The sequence below is a fragment of the Rhizobium sp. 05N430 genome (genome assembly GCF_056396985.1).
This window is the reverse complement of record NZ_JBFTMO010000001.1, coordinates 351,587-373,929: the sequence shown is the minus strand read 5'-3', so window position 1 is coordinate 373,929 and position 22,343 is coordinate 351,587. Positions and strand designations below refer to the sequence as shown.

23 protein-coding genes are annotated in these 22,343 nt (G+C 61.4%); 13 read left to right on the top strand and 10 right to left on the bottom strand.

Annotation, left to right across the window (positions count from 1 at the left end):
* Positions 1-79: 79 nt before the first annotated feature.
* On the bottom strand, positions 80-3,232 hold the full coding sequence (locus tag AC1DJO_RS01830) for an efflux RND transporter permease subunit (protein WP_477968677.1): 3,153 nt from the start codon (positions 3,230-3,232) through the stop codon (positions 80-82).
* Positions 3,229-4,404, bottom strand: a complete 1,176-nt coding sequence (locus AC1DJO_RS01825) for an efflux RND transporter periplasmic adaptor subunit (RefSeq protein WP_477968675.1) — start codon at positions 4,402-4,404, stop codon at positions 3,229-3,231. The genes AC1DJO_RS01830 and AC1DJO_RS01825 overlap by 4 nt, the downstream gene beginning before the upstream one ends.
* A gap of 287 nt (positions 4,405-4,691) precedes the next feature.
* Between AC1DJO_RS01825 and AC1DJO_RS01820 the strand changes: the two genes are divergently transcribed.
* The 4 genes from AC1DJO_RS01820 (at position 4,692) to AC1DJO_RS01805 (ending at position 8,517) form a co-directional block, all read left to right on the top strand.
* Positions 4,692-5,369 carry a YoaK family protein gene (locus tag AC1DJO_RS01820; RefSeq protein WP_477968673.1) on the top strand — a complete coding sequence of 226 codons (678 nt, stop codon included), beginning with the start codon at positions 4,692-4,694 and terminating at the stop codon, positions 5,367-5,369.
* A gap of 68 nt (positions 5,370-5,437) precedes the next feature.
* Positions 5,438-7,894: an ATP-dependent helicase gene (locus tag AC1DJO_RS01815; RefSeq protein ID WP_477968671.1), complete on the top strand. Its 2,457-nt coding sequence runs from the start codon at positions 5,438-5,440 to the stop codon at positions 7,892-7,894.
* A gap of 58 nt (positions 7,895-7,952) precedes the next feature.
* Positions 7,953-8,228, top strand: a complete 276-nt coding sequence (locus AC1DJO_RS01810) for a type II toxin-antitoxin system ParD family antitoxin (RefSeq protein WP_477968669.1) — start codon at positions 7,953-7,955, stop codon at positions 8,226-8,228.
* Positions 8,221-8,517, top strand: a complete 297-nt coding sequence (locus AC1DJO_RS01805) for a type II toxin-antitoxin system RelE/ParE family toxin (protein WP_477968667.1) — start codon at positions 8,221-8,223, stop codon at positions 8,515-8,517. Before AC1DJO_RS01810 ends, AC1DJO_RS01805 begins: the two co-directional genes overlap by 8 nt.
* A 3-nt stretch (positions 8,518-8,520) precedes the next feature.
* Here the strand turns inward: AC1DJO_RS01805 and AC1DJO_RS01800 are convergent, their stop codons facing one another.
* A complete protein-coding gene (locus tag AC1DJO_RS01800; protein WP_112387011.1) occupies positions 8,521-8,868 on the bottom strand; it encodes a hypothetical protein in 348 nt (115 codons plus the stop codon).
* Positions 8,869-8,881: 13 nt separating this feature from the next.
* Between AC1DJO_RS01800 and AC1DJO_RS01795 the strand changes: the two genes are divergently transcribed.
* The 3 genes from AC1DJO_RS01795 to pncA all read left to right on the top strand — a co-directional run bounded on the left by AC1DJO_RS01795 (position 8,882) and on the right by pncA (position 10,983).
* Positions 8,882-9,157 (top strand): hypothetical protein, encoded by a 276-nt coding sequence (locus AC1DJO_RS01795; RefSeq protein ID WP_477968665.1) that lies wholly within the window; start codon positions 8,882-8,884, stop codon positions 9,155-9,157.
* 424 nt (positions 9,158-9,581) lie between these two features.
* Positions 9,582-10,133, top strand: coding sequence for a hypothetical protein (locus AC1DJO_RS01790; protein WP_477968663.1), 552 nt, complete (start codon positions 9,582-9,584; stop codon positions 10,131-10,133).
* Between the two features lie 223 nt (positions 10,134-10,356).
* A complete protein-coding gene (pncA, locus tag AC1DJO_RS01785; protein ID WP_112387010.1) occupies positions 10,357-10,983 on the top strand; it encodes a bifunctional nicotinamidase/pyrazinamidase in 627 nt (208 codons plus the stop codon).
* A 3-nt stretch (positions 10,984-10,986) separates the two neighbouring features.
* On the opposite strand, the gene AC1DJO_RS01780 is transcribed toward pncA, so the two are convergent.
* Positions 10,987-11,235 (bottom strand): DUF2164 domain-containing protein, encoded by a 249-nt coding sequence (locus tag AC1DJO_RS01780; protein WP_112387009.1) that lies wholly within the window; start codon positions 11,233-11,235, stop codon positions 10,987-10,989.
* A gap of 128 nt (positions 11,236-11,363) precedes the next feature.
* On the opposite strand from AC1DJO_RS01780, the gene AC1DJO_RS01775 reads away from it, so the two are divergent.
* Both AC1DJO_RS01775 and AC1DJO_RS01770 read left to right on the top strand, forming a co-directional pair.
* Complete coding sequence (locus tag AC1DJO_RS01775) at positions 11,364-12,083, top strand: AzlC family ABC transporter permease (RefSeq protein ID WP_112387451.1); 720 nt, start codon at positions 11,364-11,366, stop codon at positions 12,081-12,083.
* Between the two features lie 2 nt (positions 12,084-12,085).
* Positions 12,086-12,394 (top strand): AzlD family protein, encoded by a 309-nt coding sequence (locus tag AC1DJO_RS01770; RefSeq protein WP_112387008.1) that lies wholly within the window; start codon positions 12,086-12,088, stop codon positions 12,392-12,394.
* 50 nt (positions 12,395-12,444) lie between these two features.
* Here AC1DJO_RS01770 and AC1DJO_RS01765 read toward each other — a convergent pair whose 3' ends face one another.
* The gene (locus tag AC1DJO_RS01765) at positions 12,445-14,280 is read right to left on the bottom strand and encodes an aminopeptidase P family protein (RefSeq protein WP_477968661.1); all 1,836 of its coding nucleotides are present in this window, start codon (positions 14,278-14,280) and stop codon (positions 12,445-12,447) included.
* Between the two features lie 278 nt (positions 14,281-14,558).
* Here AC1DJO_RS01765 and AC1DJO_RS01760 point away from each other — a divergent pair, with 278 nt between their 5' ends.
* Complete coding sequence (locus AC1DJO_RS01760; protein WP_310294647.1) at positions 14,559-14,732, top strand: hypothetical protein; 174 nt, start codon at positions 14,559-14,561, stop codon at positions 14,730-14,732.
* 169 nt (positions 14,733-14,901) lie between these two features.
* Here the strand turns inward: AC1DJO_RS01760 and AC1DJO_RS01755 are convergent, their stop codons facing one another.
* From AC1DJO_RS01755 to AC1DJO_RS01745, 3 genes are read right to left on the bottom strand one after another with little or no spacing between them, the layout of a single operon-like run.
* Positions 14,902-15,780 carry a 50S ribosomal protein L11 methyltransferase gene (locus tag AC1DJO_RS01755; RefSeq protein ID WP_477968659.1) on the bottom strand — a complete coding sequence of 293 codons (879 nt, stop codon included), beginning with the start codon at positions 15,778-15,780 and terminating at the stop codon, positions 14,902-14,904.
* A gap of 14 nt (positions 15,781-15,794) precedes the next feature.
* Positions 15,795-16,922 (bottom strand): FAD-dependent oxidoreductase, encoded by a 1,128-nt coding sequence (locus AC1DJO_RS01750; RefSeq protein WP_477968657.1) that lies wholly within the window; start codon positions 16,920-16,922, stop codon positions 15,795-15,797.
* Between the two features lie 3 nt (positions 16,923-16,925).
* The gene (locus AC1DJO_RS01745) at positions 16,926-17,534 is read right to left on the bottom strand and encodes an SCO family protein (RefSeq protein WP_112516109.1); all 609 of its coding nucleotides are present in this window, start codon (positions 17,532-17,534) and stop codon (positions 16,926-16,928) included.
* Between the two features lie 368 nt (positions 17,535-17,902).
* Here AC1DJO_RS01745 and AC1DJO_RS01740 point away from each other — a divergent pair, with 368 nt between their 5' ends.
* On the top strand, positions 17,903-19,867 hold the full coding sequence (locus tag AC1DJO_RS01740; RefSeq protein ID WP_477968655.1) for a methyl-accepting chemotaxis protein: 1,965 nt from the start codon (positions 17,903-17,905) through the stop codon (positions 19,865-19,867).
* The gene (locus AC1DJO_RS01735) at positions 19,867-20,337 is read left to right on the top strand and encodes a chemotaxis protein CheW (RefSeq protein ID WP_112387003.1); all 471 of its coding nucleotides are present in this window, start codon (positions 19,867-19,869) and stop codon (positions 20,335-20,337) included. The genes AC1DJO_RS01740 and AC1DJO_RS01735 overlap by 1 nt, the downstream gene beginning before the upstream one ends.
* Positions 20,338-20,390: 53 nt before the next feature.
* Here the strand turns inward: AC1DJO_RS01735 and AC1DJO_RS01730 are convergent, their stop codons facing one another.
* Positions 20,391-20,879, bottom strand: a complete 489-nt coding sequence (locus AC1DJO_RS01730; RefSeq protein ID WP_112387002.1) for a CreA family protein — start codon at positions 20,877-20,879, stop codon at positions 20,391-20,393.
* A 73-nt stretch (positions 20,880-20,952) separates the two neighbouring features.
* Positions 20,953-21,543: a 3'-5' exonuclease gene (locus AC1DJO_RS01725; protein WP_112515886.1), complete on the bottom strand. Its 591-nt coding sequence runs from the start codon at positions 21,541-21,543 to the stop codon at positions 20,953-20,955.
* A 269-nt stretch (positions 21,544-21,812) separates the two neighbouring features.
* Here AC1DJO_RS01725 and AC1DJO_RS01720 point away from each other — a divergent pair, with 269 nt between their 5' ends.
* On the top strand, positions 21,813-22,343 hold the full coding sequence (locus AC1DJO_RS01720) for a GNAT family N-acetyltransferase (RefSeq protein WP_477968653.1): 531 nt from the start codon (positions 21,813-21,815) through the stop codon (positions 22,341-22,343).

Genomic DNA, 22,343 nt, shown 5'->3' with positions numbered 1-22,343 from the left:
TGTTTTGCAATTGCTCGTTGACTATAAAAAGGTGCCGCGGACGAGCCGCGGCACCTTCTCGAAATAGAGTTGCAATGCGTTACTCGGCGGCCTGGAGCTGCTGTGGATCCGGCACCGGTTTCGGGCGCGCCGCATCCGACATTTCCTCGTGCAGCCGGGCCTCTTCATGGGCATGCGGCTTGGCGAAGCGGGCGATCAGAAGGTAAGCGACGGGGGTGATGAACAGCGTCACCAGCGTTGCGAAACCCAGCCCGCCGACGATCACCCAGCCAAGCGCGACGCGGGCTTCGGCACCGGCACCATGCGCAAAGACCAGCGGAACGCCCCCAAGAATAGTCGCGATCATTGTCATCATCACGGGACGTAGACGAAGCTCGCAGGCCCGCTCGATCGCCTCGCGCACCGCTACGCCATGATCGCGCAGCTGGTTGGCGAACTCGACGATCAGGATACCGTTTTTCGCCATGACGCCGACGAGCAGCACCAGGCCGATCTGGCTGTAGATGTTCAGGCTCGACCCAGTGATAATCAGCGCGAAGACCGCACAGGCAAGGCCAAGCGGCACCGTAGACATGATGATCAGCGACGACAGTACGCTTTCGAACTGCGCCGCCAGCACCAGGAAGATGATGACGATCGCGAAGCCGAAGGTCAGCGCCATGCCGCTGGAATTTTCCTCCAGCGTCGCCGCTTCCGCCAGCGGCAGCAACCGGGCACCCGGCGGCAGCAGCGGCGTTGCAATCTCGGTGACCTGCTTGACGGCATCGCCGAGCGACATGCCATCCTTCAGACCCGCGGTGATCGCCACCGAGGCCAACTGCGATTCGCGGTTCAGCTGCGGCGCCACCGAACCTTCCTTCAGCGAGGCGATGACCGACATCGGCACGATCTTGCCGTCCCCGGTTTTCAGGAAGACGTTTTCGAGATCGGTCGGATCATCGATCGGCCGTGTCGTCGAGGTCAGAAGCACCGGATAGGACTCACCATCAACGAACACATCGACTACCGAACGCCCCTCCAGCAGCGACTGGATCGCCGTCGAAAGACCGGTGATATCGATGCCGAGGTCGGACGCCCGCTCGCGGTCGATCGCCACGGAAACCTGCGCCTGTGACGGCTCGTTGGTCAGGCGCGGCGTGTCATACTGGCCAGTGGCATCGAGTGCCTGAACGAGCTTCAGCGCTGAAGCGGTGAGATCGTCGTAATTGTTGCCGATCAGCGCCAGCTGTAGCCCGTTGCCGGCCCCGCGGATGCGCAGGCTGTTCGAGGAGATCGCGTTGCCGCGCAGCGCCGGAACGCGCGATGCCGCCTGGTTGATATCCTGGACGATCTCCGCCTGCGTCCGCTCGCGCTCGCCCCAGGGCGCAAGGGTCAGCACTATGAAGCCGCTATTGGCCTGGCCGCCCTGTCCCGAAATCGAGAAAACGTTGCGGATATCACCGCTATCGACCAGCGGCTGCAGATATTCCTCGACGCGCTGCATCTTGTCGCGCGTATATTCGAGGCTGGAGCCCTGCGGCGCCGTCAGCCGCATCATTACCATGGCGCGGTCTTCGTTCGGCGTCAGCTCGCTCTTGACCGTCGAAAAGGCGATCAGCGCCGCGCAGCCGAACAGCAGCGAAGCGACGATGACCACGAAAGGCGCATTCAGGCAGCGCTGCAGACCCCATTTATAGGTGTCGGCAAACAGCGTTCCGAAGCGGCCGAGCAGGCCATGATCTTCCTTCATCGGCTTGGTCAGCATCCGCGACGCCAGCATCGGGCAGAGCGTCAGCGCCACCAGCGATGAAAGGCCGACCGAAAAGGCGAGCACGAAGCCGAATTCGCGGAACAGACCACCCACCTGCCCCGGCAGGAATGACAGCGGAATGAACACGGCGGCCAGCGTTGCGGTTGTCGCGATAACTGCGAAGAACACTTCGCGGGTGCCGAGAACGGCCGCCGCGCGCGGCCCCATGCCCTCCGAGCGCCGCCTGACGATGTTTTCGAGCACGACGATCGCATCGTCCACGACGAGGCCTGTCGCCAGCACGATCGCCAGCAGCGTCAGGATGTTGATCGAGAAGCCGACCATATAGATCGCCGCCAGCGTGCCGATCAACGCCACCGGCATGCTGACCGCCGGGATCAGCGTTGCCCGCCAGTCACGCAGGAAGAGATAGATGACGGCGGTGACGATGACGGCAGCCAGAATCAGCGCCAGCTCGACCTCATGGATCGCGCCGTCGATGAACACGGCATCGTCGCTGGTAATGGCGATCTTGGTCCCCTCCGGCAGCGTCTTCGACAGCTGCTCGACGGCGGCATGGATGCCGGTCGAGATATTCAGCGTATTCGACTGCGCCTGGCGGATGATGCCGAGGCCGATGCCCGGATTGCCGTTGGAGCGCAGCGCCGTTTCGCCGTCGCGCGGCCCGAGCGTGACCGTGGCGACATCGCCGAGGCGGACGCGATCCTGCAGGATGACGTTTTGGAAATCCTCCGGCGTCTGCAGATTGGCCGTGGCACGTACGACGATATCCTGCGTCGTGCTTTTGAGCGAGCCGGCGGGCACGTCGAGCGCCGAGTTGGCGAGCGCCTGTGTCAGATCCCCGACCGTCAGGCCGCGGCTAGCCAGTGCGCTCTGATCGACATCGACACGGAACACCTTTTCCTGGTCGCCATATTCCTCGACATCGGCAACGCCATCGACAGAAGCGAGCCGGTCGACGATCTCGTTTTCGACGAGCAGCGTCAGGTCGTCCATGTTGAGCGTGCTTGATGTCACCGCGAGGCGCATGATCGCCTGCGAATCCGAATCCGCCTTGACGATCTGCGGCGCATCCGCGTCATCGGGCAGGTTCTGGGTGATGCGGCCGATCGCGTCACGCACGTCATTGGCGGCAACTGCCAGATCGATGGAATCGGAAAACTCTAGGGTCACCCGGCTCTGGCCGAACTGCGACTGCGAGGAGATCGACTTGAGGCCGCTGACGCGAGCAACAGCGCCCTCGATCACCTTCGTCAACTCCTGATCGATGGTCTGCGGCGAGGCGCCGTCAAATGTCGTGCGCACGGTGACGACCGGACGATCGACATCAGGCAGTTCGCGCACCTCGACGCCGACATAGGCGGCAAGGCCCGCGACGACCATCAATGTATTGAACACCAGCGCCAGGATCGGCCGGCGCACGAAGAGCGCAGTGAAACTCTGCTTGCCGGAGGCGCGCTCGGGAATCTCGGTCACGCTCATTGGGTTGCCACTCCGTTGCTGGAGGCAACCTCGTTGCTGACGCGCACCGCTCCGCCCTCACGTACCCGCTGCAGGCCCTGGGTGACGATCGCGTCGCCATCCTTGATATCGGCCTTGACGAGAACGAAGTCCGGATTGCGCTGGACGATGCTGACGCGCACCTTGTGCGACTTGCCATCGCTTACCTGCCAGACGAAGGAACCCTGCGAATCCCACTGGACCGACAGCGGATCGACCGCCGGATATCTGTCGCCCGCAAACTTCATGCCGACATTGAAGGACATGCCGGCGCGAAGCTCGTCAGATGTATTGTCGATACGCGCCCGGATCCGCAGCGTGCGGCTGGCGGCATCGATACGGTTGTCGACCGCTTCGACTGCGCCCGAGAACACCTGTCCCGGACGCGCGACCGACGTCGCATCGACCGGCTGGCCGACGGACACCGTGTTGGCGAACCGCTCCGGCACCCAGAAATCGACAAGGATCTCGCTACGGTCGTCGAGCGTCACGATCGGCGTGCTTGTCGTGACGTTGTCGCCGATATTCACAGGCACAATACCGACGATGCCGTCGATCGGTGCGACGATATTGCGGCGTGTCAGGTTGAGATCGGCGGCCTGCAGCTGCAGCCGCGCGCCCTGCTCGGCGATCTCCGCATCGAACACATCCATGCGCGACACGCTGGATTTGATGTTGTGGTAGAGATTGGACTTCTCGAGCGCGGCCTTCAGCGCCACTTCGGCCTGGCCCTTCGCGATCACCTGCTCTTCGCTGTCGAGCGTCGCCAGAACCTGCCCAGCCTTCACCTTGTCGCCGGACTTGATCTGAATTTCGCGTAACGTGCCCGTCGCCTGCGGTGTCACCGCAACGGAGCGGATTGCATCACCGGTACCGATGGCGCTCAGCTGATCGTTGACCACACCCTGCACCACGGCTTGCGTCACCACCAGAACAGCACCGTTGCGTCCGCCGCCATTGCGCCGGTTGCCGCCCTCGCCTCGGCTCTGGCCTTCGCCGGCCGCTGGCGCTGCTGCATCCATCTTTGAAACCAGACTTTCGGGAACCCCAGCATTTCTCAAACTGTCAGCCGAACCCGGCACAAAAAATATCCATCCGGCAAAACCGGCCGCAATCACGATAATAGAAAGAATAAACTGCTTCCAGAAAGCCATTCACGTCTCCAGAGGGACTCGAGGTTGGACCAGGGTCGGTCGAAAGAGGCGTATGGGGCAAGATTCCCGCCTGTCTGCGGCAATATCACCCCTTTACAAACCGGCTTCAAGCGTATCCGTCCGTCATTACAGAATTGTAATCTGGACGAGGTCCGGAAAGAGGCGCTGCAAGTCACTTTTGCTTGAAAATGAGCGATTATTGAGGGAATTTTACCGTTCACTTCTTTAGCGGCACCAGAAAAGCGCAATAAAACCGGCGACACTCCTCCACAGACTAAGGCAGAACCATGCGCCGCGCCCTTCCCTTCCTGCTGAGTTTCACCGGCGGCTATGTCGATACCGCCGGCTTCCTGGCGCTCGGCGGATTGTTTACTGCCCACGTCACCGGCAACTTCGTGACGCTGGGCGCGGCGCTGATATCGGGGACATCGGGCATCATCGCCAAGCTTCTGGCGCTGCCGGTCTTCTGCCTGACGATTTTTCTGCTGCGCTATGTGACGCGCCTGACAGCCACGGTTGAAGACCGCAGCCTGCGGCTGATGCTGATCCTGAAGCTCCTGTTCCTGATCGCCGCCGCTGTCATGGCGATCCGCCTTGGTCCATTCGCCAATCCGGATGGCCTGCCGCTGGTGGCAACAGGCATGCTGCTGGTGGTCGCCATGGCTATCCAGAATGCCGTGCACCGCATCCACCTTGCCAGCGCGCCGCCGACGACATTGATGACTGGCACGACGACGCAGATGATGATCGATCTCGCCGACCTGGCGCAGGAAGCGCCCGTTGACGCTGCTGCACCGGTAAAAACCCGGCTCTCGAAGATGGCGCTCGCCGTCGCCTCCTTCGCGCTTGGCTGCGGACTGGCGGCACTGGCTTATGTCCTCTTGGGCATCTGGTGTTTCGCCCTTCCGCCGCTCCTGGCGCTGGTTTCAGTGACGCTGGCCTTCCAGCCACAGCAAACCCCATAAAAGCCTGGGGGTACGGAAGCAGAACATCTTTTCTGGTCTTTCGATACCGAATCACTACATTACGCGGCATGAGCAATAGTTTCGACGATATTCCCTTCTTCGACGAAGAGCCGCAGGCACCGCGCAAGCCGGTCCCCGCCGCGCAAGGCGGCGGCCTCGCGGCTCGCGCCATGGCGGCGCGAAATGGCGCAAACCAGAAGCCGGACTATCTCTCGGGCCTCAACCCGGAACAGACCGAAGCCGTCGAAACGCTTCAAGGCCCCGTCCTGGTGCTCGCCGGCGCCGGCACCGGCAAGACGCGTGTGCTGACCACTCGCATCGCCCACATCTTGAACACCAACAGCGCCTTCCCCTCGCAGATCCTCGCCGTCACCTTCACCAACAAGGCGGCCCGCGAGATGAAGGAGCGTATCGCCCATCTGGTCGGCGGCGCCGTAGAGGGCATGCCCTGGCTCGGCACCTTCCACTCGATCGGCGTCAAGCTGCTCCGCCGCCACGCCGAGCTGGTCGGACTGCGCTCCGATTTCACCATTCTCGATACCGACGACGTCGTGCGCCTCATCAAGCAGCTGATCCAGGCCGAAGGCCTTGATGACAAGCGCTGGCCGGCCAAACAGTTCGCCGGGATGATAGACACCTGGAAGAACAAGGGCCTCAGCCCCGCCGATATTCCGGAAGGTGATGCCCGCGCCTTTGCTAATGGCCGTGGCCGTGAGCTCTATTTCGCCTACCAGAACCGCCTGTCGACGCTGAACGCCTGCGATTTCGGCGACCTGCTGATGCATCCGATTGCGATCTTCCGCAAGAACCCGGATCTGCTCAAGGAATATCACGGCCGCTTCCGCTACATCCTCGTCGACGAGTATCAGGACACCAACACCGCCCAATATATGTGGCTGCGGCTGCTGGCGCAGCGTCCCAAGGGCGAGCCGCAGAATGTCTGCTGCGTCGGCGACGACGACCAGTCGATCTATGGCTGGCGCGGCGCCGAGGTGGATAATATCCTGCGCTTCGAAAAGGATTTCCCGGGCGCCAAGGTCATCAAGCTGGAGCGCAACTACCGCTCGACCGCCCATATTCTGGGCGCCGCCGCCCACCTGATCACCCATAACGAGGGCCGCCTCGGCAAGACGCTGTTCACCGATCGCTCCGACCCTGACGACGTCAAGGTGCAGGTGCACGCCTCCTGGGACTCGGAAGAGGAAGCCCGCGCCATCGGCGAAGAGATCGAGCAGCTCCAGCGCGACAAGCACAATCTGAACGACATGGCGATCCTGGTGCGCGCCTCCTTCCAGATGCGCGAGTTCGAAGATCGCTTCGTGACGCTCGGTCTGAACTACCGCGTCATCGGCGGCCCGCGCTTCTACGAGCGCCTCGAAATCCGCGACGCCATGGCCTATTTCCGCCTCGTCGCGCAGCCTTCCGACGACCTGGCTTTCGAGCGCATCATCAACACGCCGAAGCGCGGCCTCGGCGACACCACGGTGCGCGCCCTTCACGACTATGCCCGCGCCCGCGACATCCCGATGCTGGCGGCAGCCGCCGACATCATCGAGACCGATGAGCTGAAGCCCAAGGCCCGCAAAGCGCTGTTCGACGTGATTCAATCTTTCCGCCGATGGCAGGAAATGCTTGAAAGAACTCCGCATACCGATCTCGCCGAGCAGATCCTCGAAGAGTCGGGCTATACCGACATGTGGAAGAACGACAAGAGTGCCGAAGCGCCCGGACGCCTCGACAACCTGAAGGAACTGATCCGCTCGATGGACAGTTTCGAATCGATGCGCGGCTTCCTCGAGCACGTCTCGCTGGTCATGGATGTCGAGCAGAACGAGAACCTCGACGCCGTCTCAATCATGACGCTGCACTCCGCCAAGGGTCTGGAATTCGAGACCGTCTTCCTGCCCGGCTGGGAGGAAGGCCTCTTCCCGCATCAGCGCTCGCTCGACGAAAGCGGCCGCGCCGGCCTCGAGGAAGAACGCCGCCTGGCCTATGTCGGCATCACCCGCGCCAAGCGACGTTGCCACATCTGGTTCGTCTCCAACCGCCGCATCCACGGCCTCTGGCAATCGACGATCCCCTCGCGTTTCCTCGACGAATTGCCGGAAAGCCACGTCGAAGTGGCCGAAGTCGAGCAGAGCTACGGCGGTTATGGCCGCGGCGGCTACGGCCAGTCGCGCTTCGACAAGTCGGACCCCTTCTCCAATTCCTATTCGACCCCCGGCTGGAAGCGCGCCCAGCAGAACAAGACCGAAGCCACCCGCGACAACTGGGGCAGCCGCTCCGGCCACGCCGTCGAGCGCATCGGCTATGGCGAAAGCGGCCCCAAAGGCCGCACCATCGAAGGCGAACTCGTCGCCAAATCGACCTCCGCCGAGCCCTCGAAATTCCAGACCGGCGACCGCGTCTTCCACATCAAGTTCGGCAACGGCAACATCACCGGCATCGAAGGCAACAAGCTGACGATCGAGTTCGACCGGGCGGGGCAAAAGCGGGTGCTGGATGGGTTTGTGGAGCGGGTTTGATAACACCCGCGCCTAACAAAGTTTGTTAGACCTTGATTGCCGTGATATACGGGAACGCATGAAAAGCACAAACATGCGAACACTCACCGTATCCCTCACGCCCCAACAAGCAGCGCGGCTGCAGAGCGCAGTCGACAGCGGCAGCTATGCCTCCAACAGTGAAGTCGTTCGCGACGCATTGCGGCTTTGGGAACAGCGCGAAGACGTCCGCACACTTGAACTTGACATGCTTAGGCAAGCCTATCACGAAGGCAAGAACAGTGGCGAAGGCGAAGAGGTTGATCCAGCCGCCTTTTTGAAGCGCTTGAAGGCGGAACGATCCACACGTGGCTAGCTATAGGCTTACGCCGCGGGCGCAGCAGGATTTGAGCGAGATCTGGCATCATATCGCGGCGGATAACGAAGCCGCAGCCGATAGATTCATTACGCGCCTCTTCGACAAATTCGAATTGGCAGCAATACATCCGGAAATCGGCCCGTCCCGTCCTGAACTTAGCGAGACCGCACGGCTTCTGATCGAAGGCCGGTATCTGGCAATCTACGAACCGGCCCCGTACGGCGTTCTGATCATCACCATCGTCCACGGGATGCGTGATCCAACACAGTGGTTGAGCGAAACCTAGGCCTCACCCCAACATCTGCATAGACCCCAGCCCAAGAATATCATTCAGCAGCGCGATCCCCATCCCCAGCGCCACGATCACCAGTCCGATCAGAAACAGCCGGCGTGAACGGTCGTATTTGGCGGCGATCAGCGAGTCGCGGGCGAGAAGGTCGGCGAAGACCTTGACCTGGATGGCGATGCCGATGGTCAGGAAGACCATTGGGACGATGTCGATGCGGCTCCAGTCGTTGGGATTCGAGACCCAGCGGCCGATGAAATTCAGCGAGAAGCCGAGGATGATCCCGGCCGCGGTCAGCGAACCGTTGCGGAACGTCGAATCGATCTTCTCCTCAGGGTCCGGCTCGGCCATCGCTCTCCTCCCGATGACGGTCATCGAAAGAAAGGCAGAAATGGGCGGGATCGGCAAGAGCCCGTCTGCAGGTGCCGCGCGCGACGAAGCTTCGGTGGCCCGGGCATCGGCCATGTCACCCATTCGTGACTTCGTCTACGGCACCTCTTCCCGCATACTGCGCGCGGGCTGGCAAAGGAGGATGCAGATGAAACGCTACTCGCTGCCGATGATCGCCTTCGCGCTCCTGGTCGCCGTGCTCGGCAATCCGGGCATCGCCATGGCCTGCAACAAGATCATCGGAACTTGAGCCCTTGATGAGAACGAAGCGGAGGCGCGGGCCGGGGTTCGCGCCTTCATTGTTTTCGGCGAACGGAAACGAGCGCGCTGATTCTTCCGCCGCGCGGGAAGCACGAAATCGCCCGACAATTTGCCGCAGCAGCACAAGCCGCGTCAAACAGCGTATTGCACCCGCTGGCTGCCGAGACGGCTGGCCATGCGCAACCGGCGGACGCCAACAGCACATGGATTCCGCCGCGGCAGGCAAAAATTCAATAACGATTTCAATGAAATAAATACGGTAAACGAAAGATTAAACTGCGTCGCCGCCATCCGTCAATCGCAGTTATCCCCTGTCAAAACGTCGCTTTGACCACTTCCGCAAATCGGCTTAGCCCGGCTCCTGTCCGGCCATGAAGACCGGGCTTCACGAAGAACTCGCAAAGGAGGTTCCAGTGACCAGCGTTTCATCCTTGGGCAGCGCCCTCACCCAGTATCAGTCCCCGATTTCGAGCCTCGACAAGAACGGCGACGGCATTATCTCCGCCGACGAGCTTGCAGCGGCAAACATTTCCACCGGTGCTTCGACGACCGCCAGCAGTACTGCGAAGGCGTCCTCCACCAGCAGCGACGACGACAGCGGTTCCACCACCGACGTCGTGCAGCGCATCACCGCCGATATCCTCAACATGATGCTGCAGATGCAGCAGCAGTCCGATAGCGGCGCCAGCGATGACGGCAGTGACGCCGGCAGCGATGCAAGCGGCCCGCAGGGCATTCTCGCCTCGCTCGACGCCAATGGCGACGGCAAGCTGACGACAGACGAAATCCTCTCCGGCGATACGCAGGCCCTTTCAGGCGATGCCTCCGGCGGCGAAGACGATCAGTTCCTGACCAATATGCTGACCGATATCCAGAAGTCGCAGCAGGCTTACCAGAGTACCTACGGTTCTTCGCCGGCCGCCGCCGATGCGGCAGACCATCAGGGCGAAATCCAGGCTATCTGACCCGTGCCGGGCTCCGCCGGGGGAGCCTTGCCGGGGAAGACCATTGTTTGAAGAAGGCCGCAGCATTTCGCGGCGCCGTCAGATTGGCGGAACTGCTTAAAGTACCGCACCATCAATCGAAATACCCGAAAAATAGGGCTTGCATGCTGAGCGCCAGCCCCCCACTAATCGGTATATACTCACGATCCCGATTGCGGACGGCACGCTTCGACGGAGTCCTTGCATGAGAGCTCTTCTGCTCGTCGATATCCAGAATGGCTTTTGTCCCGGCGGCAATCTTCCTGTTCCCGAAGGCGACAAGGTGGTGGCGGTCGCAAACCGCCTGATCGACAGCGGAAAATACCAGCTCATCGTTGCCTCGCAGGACTGGCATCCACCGGGTCACGGCAGCTTCGCCTCCTCGCATCCGGGAAAGCAGCCCTTCGAAATGGGCGAGCTTGCAGGCAAGCCGCAGATGATGTGGCCCGATCACTGTGTCCAGTACACCGTCGATTCCGAGCTGCATCCGGAACTGAAGGCCGAAGAGATCGACCTGATCCAGCAGAAGGGCGAAGATCCGCGCGTCGACAGCTACTCCGCCTTCCGCGACAACGATCACGACGCCTCGACAGGCCTTTCCGATTTCCTTGAGGACCAAGGCGTCACCGATCTCGACGTCTGCGGCCTGGCGACCGACTACTGCGTCAAGTTCTCGGCCATCGATGCGCTGGACATGATCCCCGGGGTCCGTGTGCGCTTCATCGAGGATGCCAGCCGCGGCATCACGCCCGAGGGTGTCGCGACCGCAATCGCCGAGATGAAATTCCGCGGCATTGCCATTATCGACAGCCGCGACGTGCTCGAAGGCTGAGCCTCAGTCGGTCGCCGCCCGCTCCAACCCGTAAATATCGTCGGCCAGATCCTCGGCGCGCTTGGCGAAAGCCGCATGCGCATCCTGCAGCCCCTTCTTGTAGTAGGCTGCCCCGACCTCCTTGGCGAAGAAATCCATCACCAGCTCCGCCTTGATGATACCGATGGATTGATCGAGTTCGGCATCGAAGAAATGCTGGATACTCGCCATCAGCTGCGCCTTCTCATCCTTTGAAAACTCGATCGCGACCATCTGCTGTCTCCGTGGTTTGCAGCCCACCGTTCAGCGAAATCAATCGTCCAATCAAGGAAATTCGATTGCGGCAGCGGCCTTTGCCTCCTAGAGGAAGCCTATTCGAGAAAAAGGAAGCATGCATGCCGATGAGTCGATCGGAATTCGTTGATGGCTTGCGGGGCGGCTCTGCCGTGGCCCTTGCCTCCGCCCCCTTCGGCGCACTGTTCGGGGCGCTTGCCGCCGATCACGGCATGTCGCTGGCCGAGCTCACCTTCATGAGCGCCACGGTCTATGCCGGCGCCAGCCAGATGGTCGGCATCGAGCTTTTCGGCGGCAACGTCCCTGCCTGGGTGATCATCGCCTCGATCCTCGCCGTCAATTTCCGGCACGTTCTCTATTCGGCGGCGATCGCCAAGCACATCCGCCATTTCACGGCGCTGCAGAAGTTCTTCACCTTCTTCCTGCTGGTCGATCCGCAGTTTGCCGAGACCGTCAAGCGCAGCGAATCCGGGAGGCAGGTCACCTTTGCATGGTACTTCGGCTTCGGCATCATCATCTACGTTCCCTGGGTGCTGATCAGCCTGCTCGGCGGCGTGCTCGGCAGCTTCATCGGTGATCCCAAGACGCTCGGCCTTGATATCCTGCTACCAGCCTATTTCCTCGGCATCGTTCTCGGCTTCCGCAGCCGCGACAACTTCCTGCCAGTAGCAGCCGTCAGCGCCGTCGCCTCCGTCATCGCCTATCACCTGGTCGGCTCGCCCTGGCATGTCAGCCTCGGTGCGGCCGCCGGCATCGTGCTTGCCGCCGTACTGCCGCTTCCCGCCGTCCACCAGCCGGAACCGGCCAACGAACCGCACGAGGTCTGATCATGGAATTCGATCTTCACATGGTCCTGGTCATCATCGCGGCCGCCATCGCCACCTATGCGACGCGTATTGGCGGCTACGTGCTGATCACCACGATGAAGCGCATCCCGCCGCGCATGGAAGCCGCACTCAATGCCGTCCCGGCAGCGGTCCTGACCACGCTCGTCGCCCCCGCCTTCTTCGACGGCGGCTGGGATTCGAAGCTGGCACTCGCCGCAGCGCTGGTCATCGGCCTGCGCTATTCGCATATGTGGATGCTGGGCGTTGCCTGGGTCATCGTCATGGCCTGGCGCCACACGATCGGCATGTAATGAAAAAGGGCGGCCAGACCGCCCTTTCCTTTATCCGCTCGTTGAGCCACTCAATATTCCAGCGGCAGCGTCGCATTCTCCAGCCACGCCTGGATATCCTTGTCATGGATCAGCGGCATCAGCGCCTCGCGGGTGCGGGCGTGATAGTCGTTGAACCAGTGCAGCTCGTCATGGGTCAGCAGTTCAGGGATAACGATCGAGCGATCGATCGGGCAGAAAGTCAGCGTCTCGAAGCTGCGCATCGGCGTATCGCCGCCCTCGACCTCCTCGGCCTCGCGCACATAGATCAGGTTCTCGATGCGGATGCCGAAACTGCCCGGTCGGTAGTAGCCGGGTTCGTTGGAGAGGATCATGCCGGGCAGCAGTTCCTGCGTCGAAAGCTTGGAGATGCGCTGCGGCCCCTCATGCACCGAAAGATAGGAACCGACGCCATGGCCGGTGCCATGGCCGAAATCGGCCCCTGCCCGCCAGAGCGCAATACGCGCCAGCGGATCGAGGTCGCAGCCGCGCGTCCCCTTCGGGAAGAGCGCCGTGCTGATCTGGATCATCCCCTTCAGCACCAGCGTGAAGAAGCGCTTGTGCTCCTCGGTGACAACGCCGATCCCGACTGTGCGGGTAATATCGGTGGTGCCGTTGATATATTGCGCCCCTGAGTCGATCAGGAACAGTTCGCCCGCCTGGATCGGCCGGTCGGTATCGACGGTAACGCGGTAATGCATGATCGCCGCATGCTCGCCGGCACCGGAGATCGTATCGAAGGATACATCCTTCAGCGGGTTCTGCATGCTCTGGCCGACGCTCGCGCGCACCGCCTCGAGCTTTTCGGCCGCCTGGATCTCGGTGATACCGCCGGGCCTCTGCGTCGAAAGCCAGTAGAGGAACTCGACCATCGCCGCGCCATCCTGCAGATGGGCGGCAGCCGAGCCATTGATCTCGACATCGTTCTTGATGGCCCGCGGCAGCTTTGCCGGATCGGCGCCCTCCACCACTTCACCGCCCGCCTTACGAATGATGTCGGCCAGCGCATAGGAGGCGATCTCGGGATCGATCATCACCCGGCCACCGTCCCTTGAAACGGCAGCAAGCCGCTCATCCAGCGAAGACGGTGGCAGCTGGGTGGAGATCTGCGCCAGATAGGCTTCCTGCTCGATACTGGTCTTGCGCTTGTCGAGGAAAAGCTCGGCTTTGCCGTCGGCATGGATAATGGCGCGCGCCAGCGGATGCGGCGTATGCGGCACGTCGGCGCCGCGGATATTGAAGATCCAGGCGATCGACGACGGATCGGCGATCAGCACCGCCGCCACCTTCTTCTTCGCAAGGTCGGCGGCAACGGTGGCGATCTTGTCGCGCGCCAGCACGCCGGCCTGCGCAATATTCTGGATCGCCACGGCGCCGAGCGGTTCGGCGGGGCGGTCGCTCCACAGCTTGTCGAGCGGATTGTGCGGCAGGAACACCAGGCTGCCGCCGATCTCCGACAGCGCCTGCTGCAGCTTGCGGACGTCCGAACCGGAATGCAGCCACGGATCGATGCCGAGGCGCATGCCTTCCTTGCCATGCTTTGGCAACCAAAGATGCGGCGGCTCGTTGACGAGATCACCGCCGGTGAAGACCGAACCGTCCACCTGCTCGGCAAGCTGCGTCACGTAACGGCCATCGACAAAGACGACGGCCTGAGTGCGGGCGATCAGCGCGATACCGGCCGAACCGGTGAAGCCGGTCAGCCATGCAAGCCGCTCGGCGCATTTCGGCACATATTCGCCGTTGAACTCGTCGCCGCGCGGCACGAGGAAGCCATCGATCCCGAGCGCATCGAAACTCTCACGCAAGGCGCCGACGCGATCGCGGCCGAATTGCGGCGTGGAGGTCACTTCGAAAGACTGAAACATGCTGAAAACCCAATGCTGAAGGCCGAATCCGCTCAGAGCGGTTGGCGCTATGTTACCGGAATTCCTATGGAAGTGGAGAAAAACGAGATCACCTCCCCTTAAGGCAAGCCGCCCATTATTTTGGCAGAAATGTGACACAAAAAACGAAACTGGCACGCTTTATGCATTCCATGCATGGCTCCCATGACGCAAACCCTCTGCCAGAGTTTTTTCGGATGGTTATATAGAGCGCATCAAACGGGTTCGAGATGAACCTCAAACGAAAAAGGAATTATGAAATGACTGCCTCTCTGTCGCGCTTCGCTTACAGCAGCCCGGTGCAGGCTGGCGAGCGCCAGACTGTCCGTCACGTCATCGGCGCGCGCCGCCCGCTCAACGAGGATAGCCTCAAGATGCTCGGCACCAGCCACAAGTCTACGCGCCACAAGGGCGCACCCAGCTACGCGTTCTGAGCTATTTGCCGCTTCGTCTCTCCTCCTCCCTCGACGGACCGGCAATCAGAACTGTAGAGCCCACTCGAGCGCTCCTCCTCCTTTAGCTCGTGGGCACGACCGTTTGACGGTCAAAAGGCGGTGCCACTGGCACCGCCTTTTCTTTTTCCCGGTATTGCTTTCCCTGACCTTACGGACGATCGAGGTGGATCGTCACCCAGCCATTGCGCCAGATGGTGCGCACATGGCGAAGCTTCTGGCCGTTATAGGCCGACAGCACCTTCCAGCGCTGCGATGCCAGAATGCCAGACAGGATCACCGTACCGCCGGCCGCCAGATTGTCGGTCAGCTTCGGCGCCATGCGGATCAGCGGCCGTGCCAGAATATTGGCGATGATCAGGTCGAAAGGCCCGTGTTCGGAAAAGGCCGTCGAATGAAAACCCGGCGCCGTCTTGGTGACGACGCCGTTGGCAATGCCGTTGGTGCGCACATTCTCCGCGGCAACGCGCGTGGCGATCGGATCGATGTCGGTGGCGAGAACCGGAATGTTCTTCAGCTTGCGCACGGCAATCGCCAGCACGCCGCTACCAGTGCCGAGATCGAGCGCGTTCCGGATGGTACGCGAACGCATCACGCTGTCGATGACTTCGAGGCAGCCCGCCGTCGTCCCGTGATGGCCGGTGCCGAAAGCCTGGCCGGCATCGATCTCGATGCCGATATCGCTGGAGCGCACCTTGTCGCGGTCATGCGAGCCATGCACCAGGAAACGCCCAGCCCGGACAGGCTTCAGACCTTCCAGCGACTTCGCCACCCAATCGACATCCGGGATCACTTCGCGCTGGATGGAAAGTTCGGGATAGGCGGCCGCCAGTGCCTCGCCGACGCGCTGACGCACCTCGTCCTCGTCCTCGCGCATCATGTAAACGGAGGCTTCCCAGATGTCCTTCTTCTCGTCGATCTCGGTCGTCGCAATGGCGAAATCCTCTTCGCCGAAAACTTCGCTCAAGAGGTCGAGAACCTGCTCGGCCTGCTTCTCGGTGGTCGAGACGTAGAGGCGGATTTCACTCACGAATTCGTCTTTCTTTATTTGGCGCCGTCGATCCAGGGCGGAGGCGGCGTATCGTAACCTGCAATGCCGCGCAGAAGGCGGTCTGCAACGAATGGGATGCGGACGGCGATCGGCATCAGCGCGTTTCGCAGTCCTGTCACCACCGGATTACGCATCGTCACCAGCGACGTCAAACCATAGGTTTGCTTCAGCACCATTTTCACGGCGGGAAGGCGCAGCCCGGAATACTCCTGCTCGCGCCCTTCGGAGATCAGGTAGGCGAGCCAGCAGGCATCCTCGATGCCGAGATTCATGCCACGCGCACCGGCAGGCGAATGAATATGCGCCGCATCGCCCGCGAGAAAGATTTTACCGGATGACATGCGCTCGACATGGCGGAAATGGATGCGGAAATTCGAAACCCAGACAGCCTGGCCTCCCGCAACCGGATGCCGGATCCGTTTTTCGAAATCCGAAAGCGTCGAGAGATAGCGCACCGTATCCGAAGACACCGGCAGACGGCCGATCATGCCCGGATTGAACAGATCGATTTCGACATAATGCGGATCGATCGGCTCAGGATAGCGGAAGTCGGCAATGTAGAAGCTCTCTTCCAGCGCCTGCCCGGGAAAGCCGAGACCAGCCCCCTTGCGCACCGCCGAATGCGCTCCGTCGGCACCGATCAGGATATCAGGCGCCAGCTGTTCCGCCGAACCATCGGGGCGCCGAAGCACGACATGCGGCTTGCCGCCGGCGTTCTCGACACGCTCCAGAACCGTCTGCCATTCCGGTACCACTTCATAGTCGGAGAGCTTGCTGAGCAGTAGCCGCTCGGTCTGCCCCTGCGCCAGCATCTGGATGGCAGGGAATCGTCCAGTGACCCGGCCGGGATCGAGTTCGAAAAGCAGCTTTCCGCCGGAACGGGCCCGAAACCGGTCGATGCGGTACGCATCCTGCAGTACGACATCGCTCACCCGGGAGGGCGAAAGCAGCGTCAGCGTCCGGGCATTGATACCAAGCGCCCGGCTTTCCACCATCGGCACCGGCCCCTCATCGCTGTCGATGATGCGCGGCCGGTGACCCCGCCGCACAAGTTCCAATGCTGCCGTAAGCCCGGTGGCACCTGCCCCGGCAATCAGAATGTCACGATGTCCCCCCGGCATGTGTCACCCCTTGGTAACCAGGTTCTCCAGCTTCTTTACAGCCGTATCGGGATTTTCGCCATAGGCGATGGTTCCGGCAAAGCGGCCCTGCCCGTCGAGTAGGAAAACGGACGCCGTATGGTCCATCGTGTAGTCGCCATTCGGGTTGTTCTCATCAACTGGAACCTTCTTGGCGTAAACGCGAAAACCCTTGACGACATCGGCGATCTTGTCCGGCGGGCCGGAGATGCCGGTGATGCGCTTCGAGACGTTCGAGACATATTGGTTCATGATCTCCGGCGTATCACGCTCCGGATCGACGGTAACGAAATAGGCGTTCAGCTTGTCACCTGCCGGATCGACCTTCTCCATCCAGCCGTTGAGCTCGAACAGCGTCGTCGGGCAGACCTCCGGGCAATGGGTAAAGCCGAAGAACAGTGCGCTCGGCTTGCCGCGCAGCGCCTGCTCGGTGATCGGCTTGCCGTCCTGGGCGACCAGCGTGAACGGAACGCCATAGGGACCCTCGGCCGCCAGCGGCAGGTCCTTGGTCTTGGTAATATTGAGCGTCAACCAGCCCAACACACCGGCAACGAGCAGCACGGCAATCCACACGGCAATACGAAAATTCTTCATCATCCAACCCCTAGCGGCGCCAAAGCGCCCATCTACAGCGGGATATAACCTCCCGCCCGTCCACGCAATTCAACAACCCGTTTTCTTACCCGTGATTAATTGCCTCACCTTGCAAGATCCGAAATGTTGAAAACCGGCAAGGCAAGTTTCCGAAATTGCATATCCGGCAAGCATTTAGATGGTATTTCTGTATCACCTCCAAGAAATACATCGTTATCGAACGCTTAATTTCTGAAAGCTATATTTGACACTGCGTCCGGCGCTATTGGTGCCGTACTGACATGATGTCTGCGCGGGCGGAAAGCTCCAGCGATCGCATAGTGAAAACCGTATTTTATCCGGCGTTTTCAGGCGGGGGACATCATTTCATGAGCAGCAATACCATACGTAAGACTTTTTCCGTCAGCCAAAGGCTGTGGACACTCGCCGGCGCGGCACTCATCGGCTTCGGATCGATGGTCGCCGTTGGCTGGTATGAAAATATCCGGATCGACCGCGCCCTCAATCGTGCGAACGACATTCAGCTGAGTGTCGATCGCATCAACGAGATGCGCATGGCCAACCTGACATTGGTCCTTGCCGCCATGGACACGATTGTTGACCGCGGCGACAAGAAGGTCGATCCGGCCCGCCTCACTTCAATGTCGAAATCGATCGAACAGTTGAAGAACGGATCGAAGGAAATGGCGCTCCTCGCCGACGAGCTCAAAGCCGGCAGCCTGGTCGCCAGCTATGACGCTGACGTCGCAGCACTGCAGAAGGCGATCCTCGTCGATCTCAAGGCCGCCGTTGAAGCGAGTGCAGCAGACGATGCCTTCGACAAGCTGGACGATGCGATTGATGGCGGCGGCGAGAAGCTGACGGCGACGCTCGACAAGCTTGCGCAGGATGGCAGCGCCGTCGCACAGCGGCGGATCGACCAGGCCAACGAGATATCGGCCGGCGCGCTCTGGATCCAGATCGGCCTCGGCGCCTTCGCCATTCTGTCCATGTCCCTTCTCCAATACGTTCACGACGGTTCCATCCGCAACGGCATCGAAGCCGTTCGCTCAAGCATGGCGCGCATCATGCAGGGCGATCTCTCCAGCGAAGTTCCGGCGACGGAGCGCGGCGACGAGATCGGCGAAATGGCCCGTGCGGCCGAGAGCTTTCGTCAGTCGGCAATCGACAAGCGCAATCTCGAAAGCCAGACGGAGACCGAGCGCCGGAAGAGCGATACGGAACGCCGCGAACGCGAAGCCCTGAAGCTTGCCGACACCGAGGCGCTGAACAGCGCGGTCAACGCTCTCGGCCAGGGCCTGAACCGCCTTGCCGGCGGCGACGTCACGACGACGATCGATCAGCCGTTCAAGGCCGAGCTCGAACGCCTGCGCAGCGACTTCAACCAGACGACCATCAACCTGCGCCGGGCGATGTCCGATATCACCTCCAACAGCAGCTCCATCCAGGCAAACAGCCGTCAGATGAGCTCTGCCGCCGACGACCTTGCAAAGCGCACAGAGCAGCAGGCAGCCTCGCTGGAGCAGACATCCGCAGCACTCGACGAAATCACGGCAACCGTGCGCAGCGCCACCAGCCGCGCTGAAGAAGTCGGCCACATGGTCGCGCATACGCGCCAGAACACCGAAAAGTCGGATCTGGTCGTCACCCAGGCGATGGCCGCCATGGAACGCATCGAAGGCGCCTCGCGCGAAATCGGCCAGATCATCAACGTCATCGACGAGATCGCCTTCCAGACCAACCTGCTGGCGCTGAATGCCGGTGTCGAGGCTGCTCGCGCCGGTGAAGCAGGCAAGGGATTTGCCGTCGTCGCCCAGGAAGTCCGCGAACTCGCCGGACGCGCTGCAGGTGCCGCCAAGGATATCAAGGCGCTGATCACCAAGTCAGGCGCCGAAGTGAAGACCGGCGGCGAACTGGTGACGGCTGCAGGCGAGGCTTTGCGGCAGATCGGCGAAGATGTTTTGCGGATCGATGAACATGTTAAATCAATCGTAACCTCTGCACGCGAACAATCCACCGGACTGCACGAGATCAATACAGCCATCAGCCAGATGGACCAGATGACGCAGAAGAATGCGGCAATGGTCGAGGAAACGAACGCTGCGAGCCATACGCTCGCCTCGGACGCCGACAATCTGATCAGGCTGGTTGGACAGTTCCAGATCGGCGAAGGCATGAATGCCCGTTCCACGCCGCGAGAAGCATCCGCCGCCTCGCATCCTAAACCTTCACCCGCACGGAGCTTGATCGGCAAGGTCGCGGGCGCATTCAGTGGCGGCGCCGCCGCCAGAGCCATGGCCGCTCCGGCCGGAGACAATTGGGAAGAATTTTGATGACCAACGCCATTATCACACAGGCCGGTTCCCACCTGGAAATCGTCTCGTTCCATCTCGGTGAGCAGGAATTCTGCATCGACATCATGGCGATTCGCGAAATCCGCGGCTGGGCGCCGGTAACCCCGATGCCGCATACACCGCCTTACGTTCTCGGCCTCATCAACCTTCGCGGTGCGGTGATCCCGGTCATCGACATGGCCTGCCGCCTCGGCATGAAGATGACCGAGCCGTCCGAGCGCTCGGCGATCATCGTCACCGACATCGCCGGCAAGCTGGTCGGCCTTCTGGTCGAGCAGGTTTCCGACATGATGACCATCAAGAGCGAAGACCTGCAGCCGGCGCCGGAGATCATTCCGGAACAGCAGCGCGCCTTCTGCCGCGGCATCGTCGCGCTGGAAAAGACCATGGTCTGCTTCCTCAACCTCGACACCGTCATCGCCGACGAGCTGGCACGCGAAGCAGCCTGATCGGCAACATATCTCAGATACAGAAAGGCCCGGTCATCGCCGGGCCTTTCTGCTTATTGCGGCTTGCCGTTCTTCCAGACCGGGTTCTGCCCATAGAGCGGCACGGTCGAGATCGACATCTTCGCCGAACCATCCGTCAGCTCGCGCGAATGGGCGAGATAGATCAGCGTGTCGTTGGTCTTGTCGTAGATCCGGTTGACGACCAGCTTCTTCCAGATCAGCGACATGCCCGCCTTGAACACCTCGTCGCCATCCTTCGAAAGGTTGATGTCGCCGATCTCGATCGGCCCCGTCTGGCGGCAGGAAATCGAATTGTTGGACGGGTCCTCGAACCAGTTGCCGTTCTTCACCCGGTCGATCAGGCTGCGGTCGAAATAGGTGACATGGCAGGTGACGCCCTTCACCTCCGGATCGGGAATGGCATCGACGATGATATCATTGCCGATCCAGTCGACCCCGACCTTGCCGACCACTTCGGCAGAAGCCGCGCCCGCACAAAGCGTGGCAGCGGAGGCAGCGGCAAGAACGATCTTACGAAACATGGATGGAAGCTCCCTGGTTGACCCGCTTTGTAGATAAGCAGCACGAGGGACAATGCAAGAAACCGCTGATAAATCAGGCGCGCTTGCAAGTGCAGGGTTCGTAGCCGGTGGCGAGCAGCCGCCCGGGCTTCATGCCGATCGCAGCCGGGATCGCATGCACCGCCGCCGCCTTCACCGCCTTGGCCATCTCGATCGCCGCCTGGGCGCAGACGACGGCATCCTCGGCTGCGTTGTGATGGACGAACCGCAGGCCGAGATGCTCGGCGATGATGTTCAGCCGGTGCGACAGGAACTGCGGCCAGATGCGCTGCGCCATCTTCAGGCTGCAGAGATAGGTGAGTTCGGGATAGGCCTGCCGGTAGAGATCGAGCGAGGCCCGCCAGACGCTGAAATCGAAGGCCGCATTATGGGCGATCATCGTCGCGCCCCTGAAGTCATCATGAAACTCGTCCATAACCTCGGGAAACTCCGGCGCATCCTCGACATGTTCAGGGCGGATGCCGTGGATCGCGATGTTCATGCCCGAAAAGCGCATATCCTTCGGACGGATCAACCGCTCCTCGACGCGGGTCACCTTGCCGTCCTCGATCCAGGCAAGCCCGACCGAGCAGGCGCTGCCGCGCTGTTCGTTGGCCGTTTCGAAATCGATGGCAATGGTCTTCAAGGTAGGCCCGTGATTCGCTGGTGATGACTCAGGCTTAGCGGCGCCGGCAGGCGCAGGCAAACGCACCAGTTGACTTCGCACCTGTGATCAACGACTTTTCCCGTCATGATCGTATCGAACGCGCATCTTGCCACCATGCATCTCACCACGGCCCCTGCAGGGCTCGGGGAGGCATTGGCGCGCTGAGCGTACGATCTGTCCCGAAGACCCTGCCGAGGTGAGCAGGGTTTTCAAACCGGCTCTCCTCCATCATTTTAAAGGAGAGCATTTTGAGAATCCCGGAAGACAATCCACCCAAGCGATCGGCCGCCGCAGGTCTCACCATCCGCGCCATGCGCGTCAGCGATGCCGAGGCCGTCACCACCCTCGTCAATCTGCCTGCCTTTCGCCACGGCACGCTTCGCGTTCCCTTCCAGACGCTCGAGGAAACGCGAAAGCGCATCGAGACCATGCCGCAGGGCAATATCAGCATCGTCGCCGAACTTGACGGCATACTGGTTGGCGACGCCCACCTGATGCGCAACCAGGGCCGCCGCGCCCACGCCGCCAGCATCGGCATGGGTGTTCACGACGACTATGCCGGCAGGGGCATCGGCAGCGCGCTGATGGCGGCCCTTGTCGATACCGCCGACAACTGGCTCGATATCAGGCGGCTGGAACTGACCGTCTATACCGACAACCCGGCCGCCCTTGCCCTCTACCGGAAATTCGGCTTCGAACAGGAAGGCCTGCTGAAAGCCTTCGCCTATCGCGCCGGCGACTATGTCGATGCCTATACGATGGCGCGGGTCAGGGTTTAG

What these genes read in the sequence shown, in the direction of transcription:
- AC1DJO_RS01830 (WP_477968677.1), bottom strand. Translation starts at nt 3,232, where the DNA reads ATGAGCGTGACCGAGATTCCCGAGCGCGCCTCCGGCAAGCAGAGTTTC.
- AC1DJO_RS01825 (WP_477968675.1), bottom strand. Translation starts at nt 4,404, where the DNA reads ATGGCTTTCTGGAAGCAGTTTATTCTTTCTATTATCGTGATTGCGGCC.
- AC1DJO_RS01820 (WP_477968673.1), top strand. Translation starts at nt 4,692, where the DNA reads ATGCGCCGCGCCCTTCCCTTCCTGCTGAGTTTCACCGGCGGCTATGTC.
- AC1DJO_RS01815 (WP_477968671.1), top strand. Translation starts at nt 5,438, where the DNA reads ATGAGCAATAGTTTCGACGATATTCCCTTCTTCGACGAAGAGCCGCAG.
- AC1DJO_RS01810 (WP_477968669.1), top strand. Translation starts at nt 7,953, where the DNA reads ATGAAAAGCACAAACATGCGAACACTCACCGTATCCCTCACGCCCCAA.
- AC1DJO_RS01800 (WP_112387011.1), bottom strand. Translation starts at nt 8,868, where the DNA reads ATGGCCGAGCCGGACCCTGAGGAGAAGATCGATTCGACGTTCCGCAAC.
- AC1DJO_RS01795 (WP_477968665.1), top strand. Translation starts at nt 8,882, where the DNA reads ATGACGGTCATCGAAAGAAAGGCAGAAATGGGCGGGATCGGCAAGAGC.
- pncA (WP_112387010.1), top strand. Translation starts at nt 10,357, where the DNA reads ATGAGAGCTCTTCTGCTCGTCGATATCCAGAATGGCTTTTGTCCCGGC.
- AC1DJO_RS01780 (WP_112387009.1), bottom strand. Translation starts at nt 11,235, where the DNA reads ATGGTCGCGATCGAGTTTTCAAAGGATGAGAAGGCGCAGCTGATGGCG.
- AC1DJO_RS01775 (WP_112387451.1), top strand. Translation starts at nt 11,364, where the DNA reads ATGAGTCGATCGGAATTCGTTGATGGCTTGCGGGGCGGCTCTGCCGTG.
- AC1DJO_RS01770 (WP_112387008.1), top strand. Translation starts at nt 12,086, where the DNA reads ATGGAATTCGATCTTCACATGGTCCTGGTCATCATCGCGGCCGCCATC.
- AC1DJO_RS01765 (WP_477968661.1), bottom strand. Translation starts at nt 14,280, where the DNA reads ATGTTTCAGTCTTTCGAAGTGACCTCCACGCCGCAATTCGGCCGCGAT.
- AC1DJO_RS01760 (WP_310294647.1), top strand. Translation starts at nt 14,559, where the DNA reads ATGACTGCCTCTCTGTCGCGCTTCGCTTACAGCAGCCCGGTGCAGGCT.
- AC1DJO_RS01750 (WP_477968657.1), bottom strand. Translation starts at nt 16,922, where the DNA reads ATGCCGGGGGGACATCGTGACATTCTGATTGCCGGGGCAGGTGCCACC.
- AC1DJO_RS01745 (WP_112516109.1), bottom strand. Translation starts at nt 17,534, where the DNA reads ATGAAGAATTTTCGTATTGCCGTGTGGATTGCCGTGCTGCTCGTTGCC.
- AC1DJO_RS01740 (WP_477968655.1), top strand. Translation starts at nt 17,903, where the DNA reads ATGAGCAGCAATACCATACGTAAGACTTTTTCCGTCAGCCAAAGGCTG.
- AC1DJO_RS01735 (WP_112387003.1), top strand. Translation starts at nt 19,867, where the DNA reads ATGACCAACGCCATTATCACACAGGCCGGTTCCCACCTGGAAATCGTC.
- AC1DJO_RS01730 (WP_112387002.1), bottom strand. Translation starts at nt 20,879, where the DNA reads ATGTTTCGTAAGATCGTTCTTGCCGCTGCCTCCGCTGCCACGCTTTGT.